Raw genomic sequence first — 16239 nt, forward strand, 5'->3', positions numbered from 1 at the left:
TGTCATGTTCCGGGGCGGCCTGGCTGCCCCGGCAACTCAATAGAATCTGGAAGTAAGCATACATGCATATTGTGAATAAGAAGTCCTGTATCAACGCTGTGAAATCTGTGTTGGTGGGTTTTATGGGCATGATGGCGTTGCAGGCTCAAGCTGCTGGTGAACTGAGAGTTTGTGCCGGCAAGGATGAGTTGCCTTACTCAAATGACAAGCAACAAGGGTTTGAAAACGAAATTGCTAAGATCATGGGCAAGGCCATGGATCGTAAGGTGACATTTGTGTGGTGGGCAGATGCACGTTATGCCGTGCGGGATTTTCTGGATAAAAAGCAGTGTGATGTATTGATGGGTTTGGATAAGGGTGATCCTCGTGTGCTCACTACCCAAACCTACTATAAGTCTGGCTATGTGTTTGTCACACGCAAGGACAGAGAAATTGATATTGCCTCCTGGGATCATCCGTATCTCAAGGAGCGTAACTTCAGGCTGGGATTTCTGCCAGATAGTCCAGCTAAGAACATGATGCTTGAGATTGGGCGCTTTGATGACATGTTCGACTATTTGGTTGAACTGACTGATTTCAAATCCACACGTAACCGTTATGTCAAGATTGATGAGCGCAAGCTGGTGGATGATGTGATCACCATGAAATTGCATGGTGCAGCGTTGTGGGCACCATCGGTTGCCAAATATGTCGCGGAATCCACGACACCTCTGAATATGGTGTTGATCAAGGATGATGCGCAGCGAGCCAATGGCAGCAAGATTCCAATGCAGTATGAAGTTGTAATGGGTGTTCGGCTTGGCGATGAGGCCTTGAAGGCTGAGTTGGATAAGGCGATTGCCTCCAGCCAGGAAGAGATCAATGCAGTGCTCAAGCGAGAGCACATTCCTCTCTTGCCTATTTAGTGTTTATGTAATTCTGTGGGGTAGCAATGTTTAAGAAAATAGCAGTAGTAAGCGGGTTGAGTATAGCGCTGGCAACAGGAATGTTCCTGGCATCGGCACAGGCCGAACTGGAGTTCCGCGGGACGGTGTCTGGTGATGTGCTGGATACCAGTGGCGAGGATGATACGCCTCAGGTGCTGGAGTTCAGGAATACAGGTAAAAATCCATATAACGGTGACCAGGAAGCCTTGAACAAGGGGTATGTGATATTCGCCACTGCATGCTCAGGCTGTCACGGGCATTTGGCTGAAGGTAAGCTGGGGCCTGCGTTGGCAGATGATTACTGGACTTATCCCACCAACCTAGAAGACAAGGGCCTGTTTGAGACCATTTTTGGCGGTGCGGCCGGCATGATGGGGCCGCAGCAAGGTTTGCTGACTCAAGATGAGATATTGCACATCATGAGCTGGGTTCGTGCTTTGCACACTGCCCCGGAAAAAGCCAAAAAGGCTGTTGATACTTTTGAGCACAAAGACTCTTAAATCTTCTGAACAGCAGTCAAGGATTTAATTCTGCCGGGATGCTACTGGTGGCTCCCGATGGATCAAGCAGTACCACCAGCAACCATAACACAAGGAGATATCAATGAAGCGCGTTTTGACATTAGTAGCAACCGTAGGTGCGATGGTTGCCTCTGGCCTTGCTTTCGCTTACGACGGACAAACCTGCCGTGCGCCTGGCGATTGCTGGCAAGCTAAACCTGGCTATCCTGAAAAGATTGCTGGTTCCAAGTACGACCCCAAGCACGATCCTGCTGAGCTCAGCAAGCAAGAGCAGGCTATCAAGGCAATTGATGAGCGCAATGCCAAGCGTATTGCTAATGCCAAGGCGACTGGTACTTTCACATTTGATGTGAAGTAATCATAGTGGTATGAGGAAGGCTGATGACCTTTGGGGGCATCAGCCTTTTTACTGACTAAGCGCGGGTGATGAGGTATTTAAATGGCATTTTGCAAGAGTGTCATTTAAATAAAATCTTCAGTCAGCGGGATGCAATACCATGCAAGAACAAATCAATTTGAACGAGTGGCGGGAACGCGCATTATCCTTTGAGCAATCTATCAATAAGGTAGTGCTGGGGCTGGAGAAACAGGTTCGCGCACTGACGATTGCCATCTTCTCGCGTGGTCATGTCCTGCTGGAAGGTGATGTCGGTGTCGGCAAGACAACGCTCCTGAAAGCCGCAGCCCGGTTGCTGGGCGGCGCTTATCAGCGGATTGAGGGCGCTATTGACCTGATGCCTGGTGATTTTCTCTACCATGCCTACATTGATGAGAAAGGCCAGCCTGCTGTCGCGCCTGGTCCATTGCTGCGGCATGAGGAAGACCTTGCTGTATTTTTCTTCAACGAAATCAACCGCGCCCGCCCGCAAGCGCATTCTCTGCTACTGCGTCTCATGGCAGAGCGTAGCGTCAATGCCTTCAATCGTGACTACATCTTTCCACACTTGACCGTATTTGCCGATCGTAACGGCTTGGAGCGTGAGGAAACCTTTGAGTTGCCCGCAGCCGCCCGCGACCGCTTCTTCATGGAAATCTCCGTGACAGCGCCTGAGGACAGGGAGGTTCAGCGGGACTTGATGTTCAGCACGCGCTTCCATGATGCCGATGCATTGATCAATACACTGGATTCTGCATTGGTGCCTTACGACAAGTTGAATGCGGTTTCTGCCGTTATTCAGGAAAGTGTACGCTCTGAGTTGGCATTGCAGGATTATGCCGTAAACATCTGGCAGGCATTGCGGCACCCGGAACGCATCGGCGTGCAGATCGAAGATGTGGACATCGACCGGCTGGTGGCTGGCGGAGCCAGTCCTCGCGGTATGGCAATGTTGATGCGCGCGGCGCGCACGCGCGCCTGGCTTGAAGGGCGCGATTACCTGACGCCGGATGATATTCGTGCGGTCTTCCCTGAAACTGTTGGCCACAGAATATTCTTCACTCCGGCTTATGAACTGCGTCGAGACGACATTGCCCCTGCATTGTTGAGTGGTGTCCTGAACAAAATTCCTGCGCCCTGATCTGTGTAGTTTATTAAAAGGCAGGCGTTATTTTGGCAAGTTTCACTCCACAGGAATTTTACTATCACCTGCGCTGGCGCGCCCGTGGCGTACAGCCGGGCGCCCATGCCACGCGCACGCCGGGTAACGGCGCTGATTTTGCAGGCTATGTGCCATTCATGGATAACCCTGATCCCAGGCGTTTGGATTTACGGGCCAGTTTGCGCATGATTCCACGAAAGTTTGTGGTGCGTTCGTTCTTCGAGCGGGGTGCCATCGTGGTTTATGCCTTGCTGGATGTGTCTGCCTCCATGCGGTTTGCGGGCAATGCCGAAAAGAAGCGTTTGCTTGCGGATATCACTGCGGCAATTGCCTGGTCGAGCACTCGGCATGGCGATGCATTTTCCTTGTTGGCCTGCGACGATAGCGTGCGGCAGGATTTGTTCATGCCGCCCTCAGCGCGGCGCGGCCTGGCTCAGGAGTTGCATGGCAAGGTATTCAATGCGGATATTCGCCCTCAATCCGGTGCGCTGGGCTTGCCGCACGCGATTGATCTGGTACGTCCTAGCCGCTCATTGGTTTTTTTGATTTCCGATTTTCACCTGGATGAAGGTTTGCTCAATAAAACACTCACAGCCTTTTCCGCGCACGATGTCGTGCCGCTGGTGCTGTGGGACAGCAGCGAATACCGCGACTTGCCCGAGTGGGGTTGGGCGCGGGTGCGGGATATGGAAGGTGGTGGTGATCGCTCCATATTCCTGCGGAGCAGCCTCAAGCGGGAGATCGAGCAGCGCTATCTCGCGCGCAAGGAAGAGCTTAAGAAACTGTGCCGCCGCTTTGGCGCGCGAGCGCCATTCTTTATTGAAGATAAATTTGATGCCGGTTTGCTGACGCGTCATCTTTTGGAGGCTAGTTGATGAGACGTGTATTGTGGTCTTTGCTATTCCTGGCATTGCCTGTATTGGCTGCTGAAAAAAGCATCGATGCCCAATCCTTTGTGCGGGACATTGGCTATCGCGTCGGCGACGTCGTGGAGCAGCGCGTGGAAGTCATCACGCCAAACGGATTTGAATTGGATGAAAACTCCATACCCAAGCGTCGCGGTGCTGGCGCGCATATCGAGCTGCGGGATTTTTCCCATAAAACTGAGCATATCAGCAAGGGCATCAAGCATATCCTGACTTTCGACTGGCAGGTATTCCGCACCTTGCGCGATGTGCGGCCTATTCCGTTGCGCGCCCTGGATCTCCAGTTTCGCAAGGGAGACGAGATGCTGGTTGCCAGGTTACAGCCTGCTGAAATCCTGATGGCGCCCATGTTGCCTACTATGCTCACTGAGGAGCAGGCGACACCCCGTGCGGCGATAGCACCGCAGGTACAGCCTCTGCAACCGATTGCGCAGCAGCTCGGTTGGTCTTTAGTGGCAGTGCTGGTGGCGGTATTGTATTTTGCCTGGCGTTTCGATTATCTGCCTTTCAAGTCCAGGAATGCCAGTCCTTTCCGTCGCGCCGCACGTGAGATTCGACGTATCCGCAAGCAGCAGAATGGCTTGCAGGATTCGGTCCGCCTTTTGAGCCGCGCATTCAATGATTATGCAGGCGCAGCCATTACCCAGGAGGGGTTGCAGCAATTCTTTGCAAACCATCCTGAAGCAAAAAAACTCCAGGGCGATATTGAGAAATTCTTCTTGGCGGCGCAACAGATGTTTTTCGCGGGCAAGACTGACACCATCAACCAGGCGGAAGTGGAAAAGCTGGCGCGCCAGCTCAGCCTGATGGAGATGCCGTGAGCGAGTTTCTCCAGAACGCGGGAGCTGGTTTGCAAGCGCCGGGATGGCTGGCGCTCATCCTGCTGGCCCTGCTGCCTTTACTGGTGCGTGGGCACGCTGCCTTTCCTTATCCAGCGATTTCACGCTTGCCCGAAGATGAACTTTCAGTGTGGATAGAGCGTTTGTGGCGCTGGGCAGGGGCGTTGGCTATTGCGGCAATCGCCATTGCATTGTCCGGCCCTTACTGGGGAGAAAAACAGCTGGAGAAGGTCGGGCATGGGGCGCACGTCATGATCGTGTTGGATCGCAGCACGAGCATGAATGACAGCTTTGCAGATACCGCCAAGAACGCCGATAGTGAATCCAAAATGGCGGTGGCTCGCCGGGTTCTGCAGGCTTTTGTCGAGCAGAGCCGTGAAGATTTGCTGGGCATGGTGACATTCAGCACTTCGCCTATTCTGGTCGCGCCCTTGGGTGGCGATAGAGAGGCTGTGCTGGCAGCATTGCGTGCCACAGAGGCGGGTGGCATGGGCTTTACTGCCGTGGCCCGCGGCCTGGGCATGGCACTGGATTATTTCGAGGGTCGCCCGGTAACAGGGGCACGTGCGATTCTGCTGGTATCCGACGGCGGGGCGCACTTGGATGTCAAAACCCAGGATACGCTGCGTGAAATGTTCCATCGACAAGGGGCTTCGCTGTATTGGGTGTATCTGCGGTCCGCCAATGGCGTGAGTATCAAGAATATCCCTCCGGAAGAGGAAGACCGGGATGCTTATCCTGAGTATCAATTGCATGAATATTTCAAGACGCTGGGTGTGAACTACCACATCTATGAGGCAGAAAGCCCACAGGCGGTAGAGGATGCGCTGGCTGATATCTCCCGGCTCAAGAACCAGCCGGTGAAATATTACGAGGCGGCGGCCCGTCAGGATTTGAGTTGGATGTTTTATCTATTGTCATTGCTGTGTGTTGCAGCGTTGTTTGCCCTACACCTGACGGAGGTTAAGAGATGGCGCGCCGTTTGAGGCTGTTTCCGTGGATGTTGCTTTTGCTGGTGCTGGGAATCGCAAGCCTGGTGTGGAGTAGCATGGATTTGTATCGCAGCAGTGTATACAACCACAAATTGGAAGCTGGGCAAGCCCAGGGTGGAAAATCGGCGCGCGAGTTGTTCGCCGATGCGTGGAGGCTGGCAGAGCAAGGGCAGGCTGACAAAGCGCTTGATCTGTATATAGAGGCTGCATCGAAAGGGGATGATAATGTGCGCAAGGCGGCATATTTCAATTCCGGCAACCTTTATCTGAAGCAAAGCGTGGATATTCTGGAGAGCGAAGGCTATGTTTCCTGGGACAAGGTAGGGCCTTTGATGTCGTTGTGCAAAGAAAACTACAGCAAGGCGCTCCTGATCGATCCAGAATGGGTCGAAGCCAAGTACAACCTTGAGCTTGCCTTGCGTTTGTCGCCTTCTTTCGCTGGCGTGAAAACCCCTAATCGCTACAACGAAGATGATGATGAGGTGGAGGAGGACGAAAAGCGCCCAGATGGCTGGCCGTCCATCCCTGGTTTTCCAAGAGGCATGCCTTGATTTTGCAATCGCTAAAACTTTCCGCGCTTGACCTGCGTGGGCGCTTGATGCTGGCCAGTGTGGTCTTGCTTGCGCTGACCATGCTGAGTCCGCAGGCTACCTTGCCGCGTCGGGTCTTTGATTTATTCTTCGTGCTCGATATTACCCAAAGCATGAATGTGCGGGATTATATGCAGGAAGGCACAAGCATCAGCCGCCTGGAGTTTTCCAAGAAAGCCATGCGCGAAACCCTGCGCGACCTGCCTTGCGGGTCGACAGTAGCGCTGGGCATGTTTACCGAGCGCGGCACGCAGAATATCGTGCGCCCCCTGGAGGTATGCGCTCATTTCTCCGCGCTTGATCAAACGATAGACCATATGGATTGGCGTATGGCCTGGGCGGCAGATTCATTCATTACTCATGGCGTGTTGAGCGGGATTGAGCAGACCGCCAAACTTGGGCCTGGCTACCATCTTGTATTTTTTACCGACGGACATCAGGCGCCGCCATCCAACCCGGACTACCTGCCCAAGTTTGAAGGTAAACCAGGGGAGGTTGATGGGATGCTAGTTGGCACAGGCAAAGAGGAGTTGAGCAGAATTCCCAAGTTGGATGAGCATGACAATATCATCGGCTATTGGGAACTGGAAGAAGTGATGCGTTTTGCCACGTTTGGCATGTACACCCCAAAGTCGGTCCATGAAATGGAGCAGGATCAGGAAGTCATAGAAGGTGAAGAAGTTTACCTGAACAGTCGCAATGCCTCACATGGTCGAAATCCCGCGGAAGACACAAAAGCCAATCTATCGGGGCTGGATGAAAAATCATTAAAACAGTTGGCTGAAGCCGCTGGCCTGAAATATACACGCCTGGAAACATTGCGTGGTTTTGCGCGAGATGCCACCGCAGCCGGTATGGCGACTTGGCGTTCAGGAAAAACGGATCTGAGACCTTGGTTCGCGTTGCCGGCAATGTTATTGATTCTGGCATTCTTCATGCCGCCCAGGTTTTTCGATTTCGTTCAACAACATTTGAGGTTCAAAAAAAGATGAAGCTATTGATCGCAATACTCAGCCTTGCCATTGCAACTCCTGCATTTGCACATGGCCCCACTCCCCGCAAGACCGATGAGACAGTTGTCGTCAAGGCCGCCCCTGACGCCGTGTGGGCCAAGGTTGCCGAGCCTTGCGCCATTGCCAAGTGGCACCCTGAAATCAAGGCTTGCGAAGTGGTGGATGACAAGACCACTAACCTGACCTTGCAGAACGGTGGCAAGATTCAGCAACAGGTGGATGAGCTGGATGTGGCGAACAAGACGCTATCCTACCGTCTGGGCGGAGAGATTGCGCTGGAAGCTTTGCCGGTCAGCTCACTCACCGGGCGCATCAAGGTGGAAGCCGACGGCGGCAACTCCAAGGTGAGCTGGATGGCGCGTTTTTACCGCTTTGACACCGGCAATGAACCACCGGAAGGCCAGGATGACGAAACGGCGCAGAACGCTGTTGATAGTTTCGTCAAGGCTGGCCTGGCAGGGTTGGAGTCAGGCAAGTAGCATTGCTGGGCGTTGGATTGTCCAAATGAGTTTACAAGCCCTGCTTCTGACAGAAGCAGGGCTTTCTTGTTCAGCCGTGATTGATCAACGATTCGCCGATCGTGGCAACGGCCTTTAGCAGTTCTTCTTGGTGAGAGTGGTCAGTGTATGGATTCATGATCACGCATCGCAGCCAGGTGTTGTTGTCGATATCCACTTGGCTCACATGAAACAATTCCTGATGCAGCAACTGTTGGCGGATATTGGTCTGCAGCGTGTTCAATGAGGCCGTGTCCCATCGTATGGCAGGATCCCCCAGATAGCGGAAACAGACAATATTGGTCTGCGGCGGCATCAACAATGTAAAACCAGCGGTCTGAGCAAGCAATCCGGCAAATTGCTCTGCTAGCGAAAACACATGCTCCACCAGCGCCGCCATGCCTTGCCTGCCATAGAGCTTGAATGCAGCCAGCCATTTCAGCGCCATCATGCGTTTCGTGCATTCCAAGGTGCGATAGCTGGTATGGAAACTCAGCTCCGCCATGTCATCTTCTTCATGAAACAAATAAGATGCATCCTGCGAAAACGCACGGTAACTGGCTTGGTCCTCCCGAAATAGCACTGCGGAGACGGTAGCCGGCATGAATGACAGCTTGTGGCCGTCCCAGCTCAGGGAGTCCGCCAATGCCATACCGTGCAATTTCTCACGATGTTGGTTGGACAATAGGATAGAGGCTCCATGCGCCGCATCAATATGCAGCCATAAGTCATGAGCGCGGCAATATTCCCCGATCTCCCGCAAAGGGTCGATGCTGCCGGTTGCGGTGCAACCAGCCGTTGCCACTACTGCCATCACCTGTTCATTGTGGGCCTTGCATTGTTCATAAGCCTCTTGCAGCGCTCGCATGCACATGCGGCCTTGCTCGTCCACAGCAACACTGATGACTGCATCTGCGCCTAATCCCATGATGCCTGCAGCGCGGCGGATGGAGTAATGCGATAGGGTTGAGGTCAGGATGCGCAACCTGGAGCCAGCGGATATTCCTTTTGCCCAGATACTATTTTCTACCTGCTGCCTGGCGACAAGCAGGGCAGTAAGATTGGCCTGGCTGCCTCCAGATGTCAGCACGCCGCTACCTTCCGGCCAGCCAACCAAAGCATTAAGCCAGCGGATAAGCTGCCGCTCCATGAGTGTGGCTGCCGGGCCTGTTTCATAGGTGGCCATGGCCTGGTTACTGAAAGCAGCTACCAGCTCGGACAATACCGTCACCGGCAAGGGTGGCGCTGCCTGATGTGCCATGCTGTGCGGGTGATACATATTGAGATTGCGGGGTAAGACTTCCTGCTTGATCCATTCAATTAAGCCTGCGGAATCAAGTTCAGGGGTTTCCGGCATGGTTTGTTGCCATGCCTGTTCCGCTGCCTGCGGAGGCTGCCACTTCATCAGGCCATTCTTACCATGTAATGACAAAGCAAGCTGTTCAGCCAACAGCTCTACCAAAGCATGGCCGTTGGCGCGAAACTGCTCCGGGTCAAATAAATGCTCAAGCGTTGGCAAGCTCATGTGAGCGATGCTCCGCGCTTCCTGAACCACCCCGTCAGGCTGATGCGGGGCCGGGAAGCAGGCAGCACCTCGTGCCAGAACCGGCCGGAAAGGAACACCACCAGAGTGCCGCCCATCGGCACGGTATCAATATAAGGTTCTGCCGCTTCCCCATTCAGGTACAGGCGCAGTTGGCCGCCGTATTCCTCTTTCCAACCCTGGTTCAGGTATAGAATGCAACTCACCTGTCGCTCCTCATTGCCGCGAAATTGGTCCAGGTGTTTGCGATAAATGGCGCCCGGTGGATAAATGGCAAAATGCTGCTCCAGCTCGAACAAGCCCAGGTAAAAATGCCGATTGAGGGCTTCGCGCAGGGCTTCCATCGTGGCGGCAAAGTGTTGCTGTGTTGTGTTGGCCTGATCCTCATAATCTAGCCAATGGATCAAATCCCCGCGAATGCGATGATCTAATTGGTTGAGTTCCGCTTGGCCGATGGAAGCCTGTTTCAGTTTTCCTTTCTCCTGCAATGCCAATGCCTCTTCACGCAAGAGAGAAATAAATGATGGGGGAAAGAATTCCGGCACAATGGCATAACCTTGCTCGGCAATGCTTTCAGCAATGTAGTCAATATGATGGGTGGGCAGAGCCAAAAGAGGCATGGCAAACCTTGATGAAATTGAGATGCTTATTTTATAACGGCGCTGTTCTTTCAGTGCGCAGCGCACATTTTTATTGTGCATGATTGCGAAGGTTGCGTGATTGCGCTAGAATGCGCAGCTCTTTTGTTCCGCATGGAACAATGCAGACCCGTAGCTCAGCTGGTTAGAGCGCTGCCTTGACATGGCAGAGGTCGATGGTTCGAGTCCATTCGGGTCTACCAGTTTCCTCCCAAGCCACCATCCGGTGGCTTTTTGTTTTTCCATTCGACACTTCTGGTTGTATATAGCCAGTTGGTTGCAACCTGTATGGTTGTATTCAGCCAAATTTACTTTTCTCTGAAGTGATGTTTTTATTGAAAAATTAATAAAAACATTAACTTAAATTCATTCTCATGGTATGGCGCAACTCTTGCTGGGTTACCTCTTAAGCTGGCTAAAAAGCCAGCACTCATCAAAAAAGAAAAATGATGTATATGGAGAAGGAGAGAGAGTTGCTGGCAAGAATGAAGCGGGGGAGAGTGTGCCCGCATGGCGCGGCGTATATATTGGCCCTTATGCTGGGGATGATGTCGGGGCAGGTTGTTGCTGCAGAAGAGGATACGGCAGACACTGAAGCGCAGCAGAGCAGCAACGCAGTTCCGGAGCCTGCCATTAGGGTTGAAGAAATCGTCATCCGCGCGCCGCGGGTACGTATCGTCAGCCCTTTGCCCGGTGTTGGCATAGACCGGGAACAGGCAGCCACCAATATCCAGAGCGCCACTGCCAGGGAAATTTCCGAGTCCCGCGCCGTCAACATCACCGAATACATGAACAACAACATGCAATCGGTCAGCATCAACGACTATGCCGGTAACCCCTTCCAGCAAGACCTCAATTTCCGCGGCTTCACTGCCTCACCCATGATAGGCACGCCCCAAGGCATCTCCGTCTATCTTGACGGTGTGCGGGTCAACGAAGCGTTTGGCGACGTCGTGAATTGGGACTTGCTGCCCATGAACGCCATCGCCTCTATAGATCTGTTGCCTGGCTCCAGCCCTTTGTTCGGTCTCAATACCCTGGGCGGTGCGCTGGCCATCCGCACCAAGACTGGCTTTACCGACAACCATGCTCGTGGCGAAGTTATTGCCGGTGCCTGGGGCCGTCAGCAAGTGCAGCTCTCCAACGGCATCAACAACGGCACAATAGGTTTGTTTACAGCCTATAACCACTTCGAGGAAGATGGCTGGCGCCAGAACTCTCCGAGCAACCTGCGTCAGCTATATAACAATCTCACGCTCAGGCTGCCCAAGGGTGAAATTAACCTGAGTGCGCTCAATGTCGATACGGCATTGACGGGGAATGGATTGATTCCCTTTGAAATGGCGGAAACCAACCGAAAATGGGTGTTCACGTCTCCGGATGAGTCCAGTAACAAACTGGATCATTACAACTTGAATGCGCGCTGGGATGTCAGTGACTACATATCATTATCTGCAATGGCATATAAGCGCAGAATGCATCAATCGGCGACAAGTGGGGATACTTATGAGAGTGTGAATAAGATGGGTCACCTTGGCGGACCATATTTTCCTGGAGATGTGACTGGCTGCTATCAAGTGATAAGTGAATATTGCCCGGATGCTTCAAGGCTGACAGGTATGTTCAACCTCAGCAGCTTGAATCAATCAGCAGAAGGCTGGACATTGCAAGCCATGTTTGATCTGGATAAGCATCAGATTACAGCCGGGGCAAGCTATGACTCGACTAACATACAATTTCAACAATCCCAGCAACTAGCGGAGATGACGCCTGATCGTGAAGTTCATTACGGCGATCCGGAATTATATGGGGACGATTTTTGGAGGATTGCAGCGGCTGCACACCCGATTATTAGAAACAACCTGACGGGTAGCAGTCGCACCAAGGGTTTGTTTTTCAGTGATACCTGGTCGCCTGTCGATAATCTCCATATTACCTATGGAGCGAGATTCAACTGGGCAAATGTAAAAAATAAACTGAAATCTGATCGTGGTAAGGATTTGTATAACTTTGACCTTACTGATTTTCGCGCCGATCGTGATTATTGCAAGGGTGCTCGACCTTTGCTACCGGGTCAGCCAGATTTTGCGCGATGGATATGTTCAGATGGGGATTATGACTACAGGAGTTTTAATCCGGCAATTGGTGCTGTATGGCAGGCTATTGATAGCTTGTCACTATATGGCAATATCAGTCGGGGAGCGAGAATTCCTACTGTGATTGAGTTGGGCTGCGCGCGGGATTATACAAAGGATAACTCGGTAGGATCGACCAATTATCAATATGGTTGCTCCATCCCTACAGCATTATCGGCAGACCCTTATCTCAAGCAAGTACGTTCCACAGCTTATGAGTTAGGCATGCGAGGTACTCAGGATCAGTATAGTTGGAACATTGGGTTATTCCGTACCGAGCTCAAAAATGACATCTTGTTTATGCCCTTAGGACGTAAGAATCGCGGGGTATTCGATAATTTTGGGGCAACCCTGCGGCAAGGTATTGAAATGGGATTCCAGGGTGCTGCGGGGAGAAGCCGGTTTGGTGTGAACTACACCTATCTGTTGGCCACATTCGAATCATCTGCTACCGCAATTAACCCTAACAATAGTTCTCATATCGTTGAATCTCCTCCAAGCTTGCAAACATTAGTGAACATCAAGCCAGGCGATAACTTGCCTGGAATGCCTCGGCATATTGTGCAGGCCAACTGGAATTACCGGTTTAGTGACAGGTTTGATGCCACGTTGAGTATGGTCATGCATTCATTCTCGTATGTGCGTGGAAATGAAAATAATAAGCATCATCCACGATCTGCGACAAATTCAACGGTAGGTGCGAATACGGTTGATACATTTGATTACATAGGGGATGGCACGATTCCTGGATATGCCGTATTCAATTTGAGAGCAGCTTATAAGTTTGATTATGGATTTACCTTGTTTGTGAAGGCCGACAATATCTTTGATAAGAAATATGCTACGGCGGGTGATTTGGGGAGAACTCCTTTTGATGCGGGGGGTAATTACCGGAGAACGGATGATGGCACAGTTTTGTACAACAATACGACATTTATTGGACCTGGAGCACCTCGAGCTGTTTGGGTTGGTTTGGCCTTTGACCTGGATTGGAAAAAAGTTGGTTCTGACAAGAAATAGTGGTTGTTGGTGGTTGTAAATAACCACACTGGTTGTTTGTAACCAGAAAAAACCAATGAAGTGGCGGGAATGGAGAGTAGTCAAATTTCAGAATGATTAGTCTGTTTGGACTAATTTTAAGACCATCGCTTTTGCAGCAAAGATTGGCCACTCGCAATATGTTAATGATTTGTAACAATTTTGGTGGGGTGGGGTTTGAGGGTGTTGATTGGTGATTGATGGCCTGGGTGAGCAAGAGGAAAATCAGGCCCGGATTTTGCAGTAGGTAAACTAGTGATAGTTAGTGGAGTTGAATAACTGTCATTTGTTACAGGCTTCGCTCATAGAGGCCGAATTTTAAGAGAGAAAGTCTACAAGGAGATTAACGATGAAAATGAAGACACTGGTATTAAGCGTTGCCATGATGTTTGCTGGCTCTTCCGCCTATGCGGGTAATTTTGTAACCCTGACCAATGGTGTTGGTGGCAAGCTGACTACCGGTAATGGCGGGCTTGTCAATGGTACGAACAATCCTAATTCTGACAAGTTTTATATCTTGACTACGGATGCAACGTACCTGTCTGGATATGATCCCATTGTCAGAGATCAGTTTTCTCAATACGTTTCTGGTAATCCTAATGGGGATGTGATCGCAACTTCGCTGGATTATCGCACTTTTACAGGTAACCCGAATAACCCGGCTAACACCACCGGCACTGGCACATTGACATTGCTGGACTGGCATGTCACCACCGGTGTTGATCTGGCGCCAGGTTCGGCACAGGCAGATATCTATGACTTTGTGTACCGGGATAGTGCTGACGGTGCCTTGGTGTTTGGCACCCGTTATCTGAATCGTGTGGACAACAATGAAGAGGCCAACTACCTCTATCGTTTCAACGCTACCCTAAATCCTAACACTAGTGTGTTATCTACGGCATGGACCTTTGCAACTGACTATGACCTGCGTATGTACCAGGCAGGGTTGACCGATGATCATAGCTACGATGCTACTGTGCTGTTGAGTCCGGATGGTACGGTGCGTCAGAAGGGTGACTTCAGTGTGAGCGAAGGCAACCCATGGAGCGGCTTGTTCCTGGTCAAGACCGATGCGCAGTATTACGCTTGGGGCGACAAAGCCATTGGCTTTTATCAAGCCGGTGAAGAAGGTCAAGCAATTGTCGGTGGCTATATTGGTGGTTTTGTAGCATCCGTAGCTGCTGTGCCTGAGCCATCTGAATATGCCCTGATGCTGGTTGGACTGGGCTTGCTGGGAGCTGTAGCATGCCGCAGAAAGAATCTGGCCTAAAGCCGGATATCCCGCATATATTAAGTATGCGGAACACAATGGAGAAAGTTGTTAATTTTAAGAACGGAGCCATTACCCGCTCATAGGGTAATGGCCCACATAAGAGGGGAATATACAATGCAAGTTTCATTCAAGCAGGTGGTGGCTGGTGTCGCATTGGCTGTGGCAAGTGTAAGCAGTGCTTATGCTGGTGATTTTGTGGATGTGCTGAATACTGGCGCACGTACTCCAGGTAGTACCAATAACCAAAACACTGCGCATTCTTCCTGACCGGCGGCATTCCAGCTTCCTGGACTCAGCAGGCATCGACGACAACCGCTGTGATGTCGCCTGTCGATAGCAGCATCCAGGTGGGTAACTTTATTGATACCGTATGGATTGATGCAACTACCAACCAATTGATTATCGGCAGCTATTTCCAGTTATTGCCTAACTATCCACAAGGCAATATTCATGGCGGTGGCGGTATTTCTGAAATCAACTCCATCGTTCGTACCGGTTTTTCTGAAGTAGCGACTGTTTCTGCGGCATGGTACTTTGCTGATGAACTTTATGCTGGTGCTGCTGGCGGCTACCGTCTGCGCGATCCAGCCCGTTCGGATTACGTTGCTTCTGGTTACAGCGATGCTAATGCTGCGAGCTATCTTGATCTGGACAAGGTGGCCATCCGTACTGATGTCAGCATTGGTGAGAGCAATCCCAACTCCGGCATCTATTTCCTGAGCGTGGATGCAAGCCTGTATACCTATGCATGGGGTGATGATGCCGTGCGCATCGTACAAGGTGCTTCTTCCAGCGAAGGTGGCCGTGTATTCCAGGAAATGTGGCTGAGTGGCTACCAGGTAGCTGCTGTGCCAGAGCCATCCGAGTATGCCCTGATGCTGGTTGGCCTGGGTCTGATGGGCGTTGTGGCGCGTCGTCGCAAGAGCAAAGACCTGTCATAAATTGGTCATTGTCATTGAGTAGTATCTAAAAATAAGTCGGCCTGGTGCCGACTTATTTTTTAGTATCAATGGCTTGTTCAAATGAGAATTTATATCATTTGTTGAGAATTTTTTGTATGATGTGTGGGTTTGCTTCACTTGTTGGCACATGGTTTCTTCAAAATTAAATCCTGAAATATGGAGCCGGATTGCTCCGTTCGCACTCTACATGCTGTTCATGGCGGCAGTGGATATATTCGCCCAGGTAGCGCCGGTAGATGTTGATCTGCGCTGGCTGTACGGTATCAAAGTCGGCTTGGTTGCGCTGTTGTTATGGTCTTTGCGTCGATATTATGTCGAGCTCAATGATATCTCCACACTCAAGCTGCGGTCATGGTTGAGCGCAATTACAGTTGGTGTGTTAGTATTTATCGCCTGGATAAACCTGGATGCGCCATGGATGTTGCTTGGCGAGCCATCTGAGGGTTTTGATCCGGGTAACGGATCAGAAGCTTGTCTGCTGATGGCGACAAGAGTGATGGGGGCCGCGCTGGTCGTGCCCTTGATGGAAGAGCTGTTCTGGCGCTCATTCCTGATGCGCTGGATTCACAATCAACACTTCCTGAACGTCAACCCCAAACAGGTTGGCGCGCTCGCTCTGCTAGTCTCGTCAGCACTGTTTGCCATAGAACATACCGAATGGTTTGCTGGCTTGATCGCCGGCTTGGCATACGGCTTGCTTTATATCCGAAGCGGAAAAATCTGGATGCCGATCATCGCCCACGCGGTGACCAACGGTATCTTGGGAGTTTGGATCATTTACACCGGTAATTGGCATTACTGGTAACAA

General features: G+C 51.4%; 17 protein-coding genes and 1 tRNA gene. 16 read left to right on the plus strand and 2 right to left on the minus strand.

Annotated features, from left to right (window positions below; genetic code table 11):
- Window positions 1–62 precede the first annotated feature (62 nt).
- The 10 genes from moxJ to V7Z75_RS02555 all read left to right on the plus strand — a co-directional run bounded on the left by moxJ (window position 63) and on the right by V7Z75_RS02555 (window position 7824).
- Complete coding sequence (moxJ, locus tag V7Z75_RS02510) at window positions 63–905, plus strand: methanol oxidation system protein MoxJ (RefSeq protein ID WP_334106966.1); 843 nt, start codon at window positions 63–65, stop codon at window positions 903–905.
- Between the two features lie 80 nt (window positions 906–985).
- A complete protein-coding gene (moxG, locus tag V7Z75_RS02515) occupies window positions 986–1426 on the plus strand; it encodes a cytochrome c(L), periplasmic (RefSeq protein WP_334107377.1) in 441 nt (146 codons plus the stop codon).
- Window positions 1427–1529: 103 nt separating this feature from the next.
- Window positions 1530–1805 (plus strand): methanol dehydrogenase, encoded by a 276-nt coding sequence (locus V7Z75_RS02520; protein WP_334106968.1) that lies wholly within the window; start codon window positions 1530–1532, stop codon window positions 1803–1805.
- A 139-nt stretch (window positions 1806–1944) separates the two neighbouring features.
- Complete coding sequence (locus tag V7Z75_RS02525) at window positions 1945–2964, plus strand: AAA family ATPase (RefSeq protein ID WP_334106970.1); 1020 nt, start codon at window positions 1945–1947, stop codon at window positions 2962–2964.
- A 32-nt stretch (window positions 2965–2996) separates the two neighbouring features.
- Window positions 2997–3860, plus strand: a complete 864-nt coding sequence (locus tag V7Z75_RS02530) for a DUF58 domain-containing protein (RefSeq protein WP_334106972.1) — start codon at window positions 2997–2999, stop codon at window positions 3858–3860.
- Complete coding sequence (locus tag V7Z75_RS02535; RefSeq protein ID WP_334106974.1) at window positions 3860–4732, plus strand: hypothetical protein; 873 nt, start codon at window positions 3860–3862, stop codon at window positions 4730–4732. The genes V7Z75_RS02530 and V7Z75_RS02535 overlap by 1 nt, the downstream gene beginning before the upstream one ends.
- The gene (locus V7Z75_RS02540; RefSeq protein ID WP_334106976.1) at window positions 4729–5736 is read left to right on the plus strand and encodes a vWA domain-containing protein; all 1008 of its coding nucleotides are present in this window, start codon (window positions 4729–4731) and stop codon (window positions 5734–5736) included. The genes V7Z75_RS02535 and V7Z75_RS02540 overlap by 4 nt, the downstream gene beginning before the upstream one ends.
- On the plus strand, window positions 5721–6293 hold the full coding sequence (locus V7Z75_RS02545; RefSeq protein WP_334106978.1) for a hypothetical protein: 573 nt from the start codon (window positions 5721–5723) through the stop codon (window positions 6291–6293). The genes V7Z75_RS02540 and V7Z75_RS02545 overlap by 16 nt, the downstream gene beginning before the upstream one ends.
- Before the next feature lie 2 nt (window positions 6294–6295).
- Entirely contained in the window at window positions 6296–7324 is a 1029-nt protein-coding gene (locus tag V7Z75_RS02550) for a VWA domain-containing protein (RefSeq protein WP_334106980.1), read from the plus strand.
- The gene (locus V7Z75_RS02555; protein ID WP_334106982.1) at window positions 7321–7824 is read left to right on the plus strand and encodes an SRPBCC family protein; all 504 of its coding nucleotides are present in this window, start codon (window positions 7321–7323) and stop codon (window positions 7822–7824) included. Before V7Z75_RS02550 ends, V7Z75_RS02555 begins: the two co-directional genes overlap by 4 nt.
- 70 nt (window positions 7825–7894) lie before the next feature.
- On the opposite strand, the gene V7Z75_RS02560 is transcribed toward V7Z75_RS02555, so the two are convergent.
- Both V7Z75_RS02560 and V7Z75_RS02565 read right to left on the minus strand, forming a co-directional pair.
- The gene (locus tag V7Z75_RS02560; protein WP_334106984.1) at window positions 7895–9367 is read right to left on the minus strand and encodes a pyridoxal phosphate-dependent decarboxylase family protein; all 1473 of its coding nucleotides are present in this window, start codon (window positions 9365–9367) and stop codon (window positions 7895–7897) included.
- Window positions 9364–10005, minus strand: coding sequence for a 2OG-Fe(II) oxygenase (locus tag V7Z75_RS02565; protein ID WP_334106986.1), 642 nt, complete (start codon window positions 10003–10005; stop codon window positions 9364–9366). The genes V7Z75_RS02560 and V7Z75_RS02565 overlap by 4 nt, the downstream gene beginning before the upstream one ends.
- 144 nt (window positions 10006–10149) lie before the next feature.
- Here V7Z75_RS02565 and V7Z75_RS02570 point away from each other — a divergent pair.
- The 6 genes from V7Z75_RS02570 to V7Z75_RS02595 all read left to right on the plus strand — a co-directional run bounded on the left by V7Z75_RS02570 (window position 10150) and on the right by V7Z75_RS02595 (window position 16236).
- Window positions 10150–10226, plus strand: a tRNA-Val gene (locus tag V7Z75_RS02570).
- 252 nt (window positions 10227–10478) lie between these two features.
- Complete coding sequence (locus V7Z75_RS02575; protein ID WP_334106988.1) at window positions 10479–13178, plus strand: TonB-dependent receptor; 2700 nt, start codon at window positions 10479–10481, stop codon at window positions 13176–13178.
- Between the two features lie 367 nt (window positions 13179–13545).
- Entirely contained in the window at window positions 13546–14466 is a 921-nt protein-coding gene (locus V7Z75_RS02580; RefSeq protein ID WP_334106989.1) for a PEP-CTERM sorting domain-containing protein, read from the plus strand.
- Window positions 14467–14583: 117 nt separating this feature from the next.
- The gene (locus V7Z75_RS02585) at window positions 14584–14736 is read left to right on the plus strand and encodes a hypothetical protein (RefSeq protein WP_334106991.1); all 153 of its coding nucleotides are present in this window, start codon (window positions 14584–14586) and stop codon (window positions 14734–14736) included.
- A 53-nt stretch (window positions 14737–14789) separates the two neighbouring features.
- Window positions 14790–15410, plus strand: a complete 621-nt coding sequence (locus V7Z75_RS02590; RefSeq protein WP_334106992.1) for a PEP-CTERM sorting domain-containing protein — start codon at window positions 14790–14792, stop codon at window positions 15408–15410.
- A gap of 121 nt (window positions 15411–15531) precedes the next feature.
- Window positions 15532–16236, plus strand: coding sequence for a CAAX prenyl protease-related protein (locus tag V7Z75_RS02595; RefSeq protein WP_334107378.1), 705 nt, complete (start codon window positions 15532–15534; stop codon window positions 16234–16236).
- The last annotated feature ends 3 nt before the right edge of the window (window positions 16237–16239 follow it).

Source organism: Methylobacillus sp., assembly GCF_036844465.1.
Taxonomy (GTDB): Bacteria; Pseudomonadota; Gammaproteobacteria; order Burkholderiales; family Methylophilaceae; genus Methylobacillus.

Bases quoted from the DNA above. Each gene is read 5' to 3' on its own strand.
- moxJ (WP_334106966.1), top strand. From the start codon at position 63: ATGCATATTGTGAATAAGAAGTCCTGTATCAACGCTGTGAAATCTGTG.
- moxG (WP_334107377.1), top strand. From the start codon at position 986: ATGTTCCTGGCATCGGCACAGGCCGAACTGGAGTTCCGCGGGACGGTG.
- V7Z75_RS02520 (WP_334106968.1), top strand. From the start codon at position 1,530: ATGAAGCGCGTTTTGACATTAGTAGCAACCGTAGGTGCGATGGTTGCC.
- V7Z75_RS02525 (WP_334106970.1), top strand. From the start codon at position 1,945: ATGCAAGAACAAATCAATTTGAACGAGTGGCGGGAACGCGCATTATCC.
- V7Z75_RS02535 (WP_334106974.1), top strand. From the start codon at position 3,860: ATGAGACGTGTATTGTGGTCTTTGCTATTCCTGGCATTGCCTGTATTG.
- V7Z75_RS02545 (WP_334106978.1), top strand. From the start codon at position 5,721: ATGGCGCGCCGTTTGAGGCTGTTTCCGTGGATGTTGCTTTTGCTGGTG.
- V7Z75_RS02555 (WP_334106982.1), top strand. From the start codon at position 7,321: ATGAAGCTATTGATCGCAATACTCAGCCTTGCCATTGCAACTCCTGCA.
- V7Z75_RS02560 (WP_334106984.1), bottom strand. From the start codon at position 9,367: ATGAGCTTGCCAACGCTTGAGCATTTATTTGACCCGGAGCAGTTTCGC.
- V7Z75_RS02565 (WP_334106986.1), bottom strand. From the start codon at position 10,005: ATGCCTCTTTTGGCTCTGCCCACCCATCATATTGACTACATTGCTGAA.
- V7Z75_RS02575 (WP_334106988.1), top strand. From the start codon at position 10,479: ATGGAGAAGGAGAGAGAGTTGCTGGCAAGAATGAAGCGGGGGAGAGTG.
- V7Z75_RS02580 (WP_334106989.1), top strand. From the start codon at position 13,546: ATGAAAATGAAGACACTGGTATTAAGCGTTGCCATGATGTTTGCTGGC.
- V7Z75_RS02585 (WP_334106991.1), top strand. From the start codon at position 14,584: ATGCAAGTTTCATTCAAGCAGGTGGTGGCTGGTGTCGCATTGGCTGTG.
- V7Z75_RS02590 (WP_334106992.1), top strand. From the start codon at position 14,790: ATGTCGCCTGTCGATAGCAGCATCCAGGTGGGTAACTTTATTGATACC.